The organism is Streptomyces marokkonensis (genome assembly GCF_039539045.1).
Lineage (GTDB): Bacteria > Actinomycetota > Actinomycetes > Streptomycetales > Streptomycetaceae > Streptomyces > Streptomyces marokkonensis.
Genome location: NZ_BAABCQ010000021.1, coordinates 60,928 through 67,128 on the forward strand (window position 1 = coordinate 60,928; position 6,201 = coordinate 67,128).

Below are 6,201 nucleotides of genomic sequence, written 5' to 3' on the forward strand. Positions count from 1 at the left end.
GGGCGCAGCCTGGTCTCCGAAGGGACTCTGGGAGCGCTCCCACTGGTGCTCTCGTCCCTGGAGCCGTCGCACTCCCCCCACGTGAAAGAAGGACATCATGACTTGTCATGATCACGGCAAGAGAAGTCGACGTGTGTCGACCGTCGCCCTCGGCACCCTGACCGCGGCCCTGCTCACCCTGATCCCCTGGAGCGGCACCGCCGTCGCCCACGGCTCGGTCGTCGACCCGGCCTCCCGCAACTACGGCTGCTGGCAGCGCTGGGGCGACGACTTCCAGAACCCCGCCATGGCCCAGGAAGACCCCATGTGCTGGCAGGCGTGGCAGGACAACCCCAACGCCATGTGGAACTGGAACGGCCTGTACCGCAACGGCTCCGCCGGCAACTTCCAGGCCGTCGTCCCCGACGGCCAGCTGTGCAGCGGCGGCCGGACCGAGGGTGGACGCTACAACTCCCTGGACACCGTGGGCGCCTGGCAGACCACGGACGTCACCGACAACTTCACCGTCAAGCTGTACGACCAGGCCAGCCACGGCGCCGACTACTTCCAGGTCTACGTCACCCGACAGGGCTTCGACCCCGCCACACAGCCCATGGGCTGGGACGACCTCCAACTGGTCGAGACCACGGGCAGCTACGCGCCCAGTCAGAACTACGAGATCCCGGTGAGCACCTCGGGCCTGAGCGGCCGGCACGTCGTCTACACGATCTGGCAGGCGTCGCACATGGACCAGACGTACTTCCTGTGCAGCGACGTCGACTTCGGCTGATCCGTGCCATCTCCTACCCCCCACCCCCGCCGGGCGCGCCGCGTCCGGCGGGGACACCGGTCGGGGTGACCGCCCCACGAAGTGCTTCGTGACCGCCCCGGGGTGCGGTATACGTCCCTTCATGGACGTCATGGACCCCACGGACTACTACGACCTCGGCACCCACGGCCGGACGGTGACGACCTCGTCCCCCGAGGCCCAGCGGTGGTTCGACCGCGGGCTGGTGTGGACGTACGCCTTCCACCACGAGGAGGCCGTCGTCTGCTTCGAGGCCGCCGCGGCGGCCGACCCGGACTGTGCCATGGCCCACTGGGGCATCGCCTACGCCCTCGGCCCGAACTACAACAAGCCGTGGGCGGCCTTCGACGCCGAGGAGCTGAGGCGGGCCGTCGACCGCACCCACGCCGCCGTCGAACTCGCCCACGAGAAGGCGGCCCGCTCCGCCACCCCGGTCGAGCGTGCTTTGATCGGCGCACTGCGTGCCCGCTACCCGCAGGCGCGCGCCGTCGAGGACTGCTCGGTGTGGAACACGCCGTACGCCGAGAGCATGCGGGCCGTTCACGAACTCGCCCCCGACGACCTGGACGTCGCCGCACTCCACGCCGACGCGCTGCTGAACCTGACGCCCTGGCAGCTCTGGGACCTGCGAACGGGACTGCCCGCCGAAGGTGCCCGCACCCTCGAGGCCAAGGACGTCCTCGACCGGGCCCTGGCGGCCGAAGGCGGTCGCGAGCACCCCGGCGTCCTGCACCTCTACGTTCACCTGATGGAGATGTCCGCCACCCCCGAGGCGGCCCTCACCGTCGCCGACCGGCTGCGCGGTCTCGTCCCCGATGCCGGGCACCTCAATCACATGCCGTCGCATCTCGAAGTGCTGTGCGGCGACTACCGGCGCGTGGTGTCGGACAACAGCGCCGCGATCGCCGCCGACGAGAAGTACCGCGAGCGGGCCGGGGCGATGAACTTCTACACCCTCTACCGTTCGCACAACCACCACTTCAGGATCTACGGCGCGATGTTCCTCGGCCGGTACGAGGTCGCGCTGGACGCCGCCGCGCGGCTGGAGGCGTCGGTCCCCGAGGAACTGCTGCGCGTCGAGAGCCCGCCGATGGCCGACTGGCTGGAGGGCTTCCTGGCCATGCGGGTGCACGTACTGATCCGGTTCGGCCGCTGGGCGGACATCCTCCGGCTGCCGCTGCCCGCCGACCCGCGCCTGTACTGCGTGACGACCGCGATGCTCCACTACGCCCGCGGGGTCGCCCTCTCGGCCACCGGCAAGGTCACCGAGGCGGAGGCCGAGCGCGCCCTGTTCCGTGAGGCGGTCGCCCGGGTGCCCGGCACCCGCACCCTCTTCAACAACACCTGCGCGGACATCCTCGCCATCGCCTCCGCGATGCTCGACGGCGAACTGGAGTACCGCAAGGGCGACCACGTCGCCGCCTTCGCCGCCCTGGAGCGGTCGGTCGAGCTGGACGACAACCTCCCGTACGACGAGCCGTGGGGCTGGATGCAGCCCACCCGGCACGCCTACGGCGCCCTGCTCCTGGAACAGGGCCGGCTGGCGGAGGCCGAGGCGGTCTACCGGGCCGACCTGGGCCTCGACGCCACCCTTCCCCGCCCCTTGCAGCACCCCAACAACGTCTGGGCCCTGCACGGACTCCATGAGTGTCTGACGCGCCTGGGCAAGGACGGGGAGGCGCGGATCGTGGCACAGCAGCTGAAGCTCGCCGCCGCGCTGGCGGACGTACCGGTCGAAGCCTCCTGTTTCTGCCGCCGGGGCACCGTACCGGCAACCGGCGGATCGGGTGGCTGCTGCGCCACGGCGCACTGACTGACCGTGCCCGTGCCGTCGGCCCCGGTTCGGGTCAGACGTTGACGCCGAAGTCCGCGGCGATGCCCGACAGACCCGAGGCGTACCCCTGTCCGACCGCCCGGAACTTCCACTCGGCTCCGTGCCGGTACAGCTCGCCGAAGACCATCGCGGTCTCGGTCGACGCGTCCTCGGACAGGTCGTAGCGGGCGAGCTCCTGGTTGCCCGCCTGGTTGATGACCCGGATGAAGGCGTTGCGGACCTGGCCGAAACTCTGCCCGCGGTTCTCCGCGTCGTGGATGGAGACCGGGAAGACGATCCGGTCGACCTCGGCGGGGACGGTGGCGAGGTTCACCTTGACCGTCTCGTCGTCGCCCTCGCCCTCGCCGGTGAGGTTGTCACCGGTGTGCTCGACAGAGCCGTCCGGGCTGGTCAGGTTGTTGTAGAAGACGAAGTGCCCGTCCGAGAGCACCTTCCCGGAGGCGTCGAGGAGCAGCGCGGAGGCGTCGAGGTCGTAGTCGGTGCCGGTTGTCGTGCGCACGTCCCAGCCCAGACCGACCAGAACGGCGGTCAGGCCGGGCGCCTCCTTGCTGAGCGAGACATTGCCGCCCTTGGCCAGGGAAACTCCCACTGCGTTCTCCTTCGTAGTATCCGCTGATCACGTCCACCGAATAATCTACAGCACTGTAGAAATAAGGCTTCTATAGGATGGCGTCCCACAAGGCGTACAGCGGCGGAAGGAGGCGGGCTGTGATGGATCACCGGCGTCCGCGGCGGCGGGGGCAGGGCGAGCTGGAGGCGCTGGTGCTGTCGGCGCTGCGCGAGGCGGACGGCCCCGCGACGGCCGGCTGGGTGCAGGAGCGCCTGGGCGGTGACCTCGCCTACACCACGGTGATCACGATCCTGACCCGATTGCTGGACAAGGGCGCGGTCACCCGCGAGCGCGCGGGCCGGTCCTTCGCCTGGACACCCGCCTCGGACGAGGCGGGCCTGGCCGCGCGGAAGATGCGCAAGGTCCTGGACGCCGAGAGCGACCGGGTGGCGGTGCTGGCCAGCTTCGTCACCGGCCTCGATCCGGACGACGAGCGGCTGCTGCGCGAACTGCTGGGGCATGCGGGCGATGCGGAGGACAGCTGACGCCGTATGGGCGTATTCGTCTTTCTGCCGCTGGTCCTGCCGCTGACGGCGTGGCCGATCGCCCGGCTGGCCGAACAGCACCTGCACCCGCGGAGTGCGACCAGACTGCTCACCGCCGTGGCCGCAGTGATGGCCCTGTGCAGCACGGTCTGCCTCGCCCTGGTCATGGTGGTCGGCACCGCGCAGCTGCCGGGCAACCCCCTCCCCGACGGCTGGTCCGACCCCGAGGTGCGGGCGGCGGTGCCGTACGACGAGGTCGTCGGCAAGGCGGCGATTCCCGCGCTGTGCGCGGTGGTCGTGGCATCGGCGCGGGCCCTGTGGCGGCACGGCAGGGTGCGCCGCCGTGCCCACCGCGCGCTGGCCGGACTGCCGGGGACCGGGGTGGCCGTGCTGCCGGACGACGTGCCCTACGCGTACGCGCTTCCCGGTGGTCACCGGGACCGCGTGGTGGTGAGCACGGCGCTGCTCGACTGCCTCGAACCGGTCGAGCGGCGCGCGCTGTTCGCCCACGAGCGGGCCCATCTGGCCGCCCGGCACCACCGTTTCCTGCTCGCCGTCCGGCTCGCCGCTCTGGCCAACCCGTTCCTGAGGCCCCTGCGGACGGCCGTGGCCTACACGGCGGAGCGGTGGGCGGACGAGGCGGCCGCGCGAGTGGTCGGCAGCCGCCGCTCGGTGGCGACCGCGATCGGCAAGGCGGCCCTGGTCTCCCGGGGCACCCCGATCGCCACCCTCGCCGGCCTCGCGGCACCCGGCCCGGTACCGCGCCGGGTGGCGGCCCTGCTGGGCCCCGCGCCCACGGTCCGTACCTGGCCCTCGGTGTTCACCTCGGTGGGGCTGGCGGCATGGGCCGCGGCCGCCGGTACCGCCGTGTCGGCTATGTCGTCCGCGAACGCCGCCGTCACGATGTTCCTCATCCTCCGCGCCGCGACGCCTCTCTGAGCGTCTCCGTCTTCTGGAGAAACCAGCAGGTCACAGAGGTGTCCACAGAACACCTTCACTCGATCGAGTGATCGGCCAATCCGCGGTCGGGCCGGCTCCGGATTCCCCGTGTGAGGGAAGAACCGAGGACATACCGACAGGGGCCCACCGCCCGCCCGTACTCCCGGCCGTCCATACGGCTGTTCATGCGACCGTCCGTACGGCCGGGGCTCGGCCCTCACACGCCCGCGCCGAGCTCACGGCCGAACGGAGGCACTCCCGCGGCGAGCGCGGAACCTCCGAGCGTGCTCGCCGCGGCGAGAGCTGACGAAGGCACCGGCCTGGGCCGGCGCGAGCCCGCCGACTGACGACGAGCGGGGCCGCGTACCCCGCCGGTCGATCACCACTTCACCATCGTCCGCACCAACGCAGCCTCCGTGCTGCCCATTGCCGCACTCTGCTGCCCCTTTCACCTGGGAGAAACCATGAACGCCCGTATTCGCCGCTCCGCTGTCGCCGTCGCCGCGGCAGCCATCCTGCCCCTGACCCTGGTCGCCTGCTCCGACGACGGCGACAGCGGTTCCTCGGACTCCGCCCAGGCGGCCTCCTCGGCGCCCGCGGACGCCGGCGACCAGCCCACCGGGGCCGACGACCGGTCGGCCGGCGCGGGTGGCGACATGGCCGGCGCCGACGAGCCGTTCGGCCCGGCGTGTTCCACGGTGCCGAAGGACGGTGCCGGTTCCTTCGCGGGCATGGCCAAGGACCCGGTGGCCACGGCCGCCTCGAACAACCCGGCACTGTCCACGCTGGTGATGGCGGTGAAGAAGGCCGGTCTGGTCGACACGCTGAACAACGCCGGGGACATCACGGTGTTCGCGCCGACCAACGACGCCTTCGCCAAGATCCCGAAGGCCGACCTGGACAAGGTCCTGAACGACAAGGCGATGCTCACGAAGATTCTGACCTACCACGTGGTGGGCCAGAAGCTGGCGCCCAAGGACCTGGAGAACGGCTCCTTCGAGACGCTGGAGAAGTCGAAGCTGACGACGTCCGGCTCGGACGAGTCCTACACGGTCAACGACTCGGCCAAGGTCGTCTGCGGCAACGTGAAGACCGCCAACGCCAACGTCTACATCATCGACACCGTGCTCATGCCCAAGAGCTGAAGCACGGGCGGGCGGGCGGGCGGACGGGGCCGGGGGCGGTCGGGAAGACGGCGGCCCCCGGCCCCGGAATGCCCCTGTGGTAGCTTGCGGGAGCCAGTCGAACCCACCTGGTGGGTCAGGGAATCCGGTGCGAATCCGGAGCTGACGCGCAGCGGTGAGGGGTACGGGCGGGACAAGGGCCACTGGGCGGCGCAAGCCGTCCGGGAAGGCGTCCCGTCCGGTCGATCCCGAGTCCGAAGACCTGCTGGCACCCGCGCCGCGTACGGCGTGGACCACCGTACGAACGGGCTTCGCGCATGAGCCCTCGACGCCAGAGGATCTTCCTTGCCCGCAGTAAGCCCCGCCGACTCCCGCTGTTCCTTCGGCGCCTTCGGTTCCTTCCGCTCCTTCCGTTCGTTCCG

Annotated in this window: 6 protein-coding genes and 1 riboswitch; of the genes, 5 read left to right on the forward strand and 1 reads right to left on the reverse strand. The window is 70.9% G+C overall.

What is annotated here, in order from left to right:
• The first annotated feature begins 97 nt into the window (after positions 1-97).
• A complete protein-coding gene (locus ABEA26_RS08005; protein ID WP_345590504.1) occupies positions 98-769 on the forward strand; it encodes a lytic polysaccharide monooxygenase auxiliary activity family 9 protein in 672 nt (223 codons plus the stop codon).
• A 130-nt stretch (positions 770-899) separates the two neighbouring features.
• Positions 900-2,600, forward strand: coding sequence for a hypothetical protein (locus ABEA26_RS08010; protein WP_345590516.1), 1,701 nt, complete (start codon positions 900-902; stop codon positions 2,598-2,600).
• A 34-nt stretch (positions 2,601-2,634) separates the two neighbouring features.
• Here the strand turns inward: ABEA26_RS08010 and ABEA26_RS08015 are convergent, their stop codons facing one another.
• Positions 2,635-3,210 carry a TerD family protein gene (locus ABEA26_RS08015; RefSeq protein WP_345590506.1) on the reverse strand — a complete coding sequence of 192 codons (576 nt, stop codon included), beginning with the start codon at positions 3,208-3,210 and terminating at the stop codon, positions 2,635-2,637.
• A 122-nt stretch (positions 3,211-3,332) separates the two neighbouring features.
• Between ABEA26_RS08015 and ABEA26_RS08020 the strand changes: the two genes are divergently transcribed.
• From ABEA26_RS08020 to ABEA26_RS08030, 3 genes are all read left to right on the forward strand, one after another.
• Positions 3,333-3,716: a BlaI/MecI/CopY family transcriptional regulator gene (locus ABEA26_RS08020; protein ID WP_425587796.1), complete on the forward strand. Its 384-nt coding sequence runs from the start codon at positions 3,333-3,335 to the stop codon at positions 3,714-3,716.
• Between the two features lie 6 nt (positions 3,717-3,722).
• The gene (locus tag ABEA26_RS08025; protein ID WP_345590510.1) at positions 3,723-4,655 is read left to right on the forward strand and encodes a M56 family metallopeptidase; all 933 of its coding nucleotides are present in this window, start codon (positions 3,723-3,725) and stop codon (positions 4,653-4,655) included.
• Between the two features lie 464 nt (positions 4,656-5,119).
• Entirely contained in the window at positions 5,120-5,800 is a 681-nt protein-coding gene (locus ABEA26_RS08030; RefSeq protein WP_345590512.1) for a fasciclin domain-containing protein, read from the forward strand.
• 77 nt (positions 5,801-5,877) lie between these two features.
• Positions 5,878-6,063, forward strand: a riboswitch (cobalamin riboswitch).
• Positions 6,064-6,201: the final 138 nt, after the last annotated feature.